Below are 2,676 nucleotides of genomic sequence, written 5' to 3' on the forward strand. Positions count from 1 at the left end.
TGCCGCCAGGCATATTCTGTTTCATCAACCGTCATGTTATTCACACAACCATTGACTTAAAATCTCGGTTCAAGCTGAAAATCAAATATCTTAGTCTCTCAACCAAAACACCTTCGGTGTTGTAAGGTTAAGCCTCACGGATCATTAGTACTGGTTAGCTCAACGTATCGCTACGCTTACACACCCAGCCTATCAACGTCGTAGTCTTCAACGTTCCTTCAGGACCCTTAAAGGGTCAGGGAGAACTCATCTCGGGGCAAGTTTCGCGCTTAGATGCTTTCAGCGCTTATCTTTTCCGCATTTAGCTACCGGGCAATGCCATTGGCATGACAACCCGAACACCAGTGATGCGTCCACTCCGGTCCTCTCGTACTAGGAGCAGCCCCCCTCAATTCTCCAGCGCCCACGGCAGATAGGGACCGAACTGTCTCACGACGTTCTAAACCCAGCTCGCGTACCACTTTAAATGGCGAACAGCCATACCCTTGGGACCTACTTCAGCCCCAGGATGTGATGAGCCGACATCGAGGTGCCAAACACCGCCGTCGATATGAACTCTTGGGCGGTATCAGCCTGTTATCCCCGGAGTACCTTTTATCCGTTGAGCGATGGCCCTTCCATTCAGAACCACCGGATCACTAAGACCTGCTTTCGCACCTGCTCGAGCCGTCACTCTCGCAGTCAAGCTAGCTTATGCCTTTGCACTAACCTCACGATGTCCGACCGTGATTAGCTAACCTTCGTGCTCCTCCGTTACGCTTTAGGAGGAGACCGCCCCAGTCAAACTACCCACCAGACACTGTCCGCAACCCGGATCACGGGTCTACGTTAGAACATCAAACATTAAAGGGTGGTATTTCAAGGTTGGCTCCATGCAGACTGGCGTCCACACTTCAAAGCCTCCCACCTATCCTACACATCAAGGCTCAATGTTCAGTGTCAAGCTATAGTAAAGGTTCACGGGGTCTTTCCGTCTTGCCGCGGGTACACTGCATCTTCACAGCGATTTCAATTTCACTGAGTCTCGGGTGGAGACAGCCTGGCCATCATTACGCCATTCGTGCAGGTCGGAACTTACCCGACAAGGAATTTCGCTACCTTAGGACCGTTATAGTTACGGCCGCCGTTTACCGGGGCTTCGATCAAGAGCTTCAGCTTGCGCTTAACCCCATCAATTAACCTTCCGGCACCGGGCAGGCGTCACACCGTATACGTCCACTTTCGTGTTTGCACAGTGCTGTGTTTTTAATAAACAGTTGCAGCCAGCTGGTATCTTCGACTGCCTTCAGCTCCACCCGCGAGGGGTTTCACCTACCGACAGCGTGCCTTCTCCCGAAGTTACGGCACCATTTTGCCTAGTTCCTTCACCCGAGTTCTCTCAAGCGCCTTGGTATTCTCTACCTGACCACCTGTGTCGGTTTGGGGTACGATTCGTTGTTACCTGATGCTTAGAGGCTTTTCCTGGAAGTGCGGCATTTGTTACTTCAGCACCGTAGTGCCTCGTCATCACACCTCAGCGTTAGATAAGAGTCCGGATTTACCTAAACTCTCCGCCTACATGCTTAAACCGGGACAACCGTCGCCCGGCTAACATAGCCCTCTCCGTCCCCCCTTCGCAGTAACACCGAGTACAGGAATATTAACCTGTTTCCCATCGACTACGCCTTTCGGCCTCGCCTTAGGGGTCGACTCACCCTGCCCCGATTAACGTTGGACAGGAACCCTTGGTCTTCCGGCGAGCGGGTTTTTCACCCGCTTTATCGTTACTTATGTCAGCATTCGCACTTCTGATACCTCCACCAGACCTCACAGTCCAGCTTCAACGGCTTACAGAACGCTCCCCTACCCAACAACGCATAAGCGTCGCTGCCGCAGCTTCGGTGCATGGTTTAGCCCCGTTACATCTTCCGCGCAGGCCGACTCGACCAGTGAGCTATTACGCTTTCTTTAAATGATGGCTGCTTCTAAGCCAACATCCTGGCTGTCTGTGCCTTCCCACATCGTTTCCCACTTAACCATGACTTTGGGACCTTAGCTGGCGGTCTGGGTTGTTTCCCTCTTCACGACGGACGTTAGCACCCGCCGTGTGTCTCCCGTGATAACATTCTTCGGTATTCGTAGTTTGCATCGGGTTGGTAAGCCGGGATGGCCCCCTAGCCGAAACAGTGCTCTACCCCCGAAGATGAGTTCACGAGGCGCTACCTAAATAGCTTTCGGGGAGAACCAGCTATCTCCCGGTTTGATTGGCCTTTCACCCCCAGCCACAAGTCATCCGCTAATTTTTCAACATTAGTCGGTTCGGTCCTCCAGTTAGTGTTACCCAACCTTCAACCTGCCCATGGCTAGATCACCGGGTTTCGGGTCTATACCCTGCAACTTAACGCCCAGTTAAGACTCGGTTTCCCTGCGGCTCCCCTATACGGTTAACCTTGCTACAGAATATAAGTCGCTGACCCATTATACAAAAGGTACGCAGTCACCCCATAAAAGAGGCTCCCACTGCTTGTACGTACACGGTTTCAGGTTCTGTTTCACTCCCCTCGCCGGGGTTCTTTTCGCCTTTCCCTCACGGTACTGGTTCACTATCGGTCAGTCAGGAGTATTTAGCCTTGGAGGATGGTCCCCCCATATTCAGACAGGATACCACGTGTCCCGCCCTACTCTTCGAGTTCACAG

Annotated in this window: 1 rRNA gene; it reads right to left on the reverse strand. The window is 52.5% G+C overall.

Annotated elements, in window-relative coordinates:
* Nucleotides 1–123: 123 nt before the first annotated feature.
* Nucleotides 124–2,676, reverse strand: a 23S ribosomal RNA gene (locus tag M2371_RS21570); the annotation flags it as partial.

The sequence above is a fragment of the Buttiauxella sp. BIGb0471 genome (genome assembly GCF_024807715.1).
In the GTDB taxonomy this organism is placed as follows: domain Bacteria; phylum Pseudomonadota; class Gammaproteobacteria; order Enterobacterales; family Enterobacteriaceae; genus Buttiauxella; species Buttiauxella agrestis.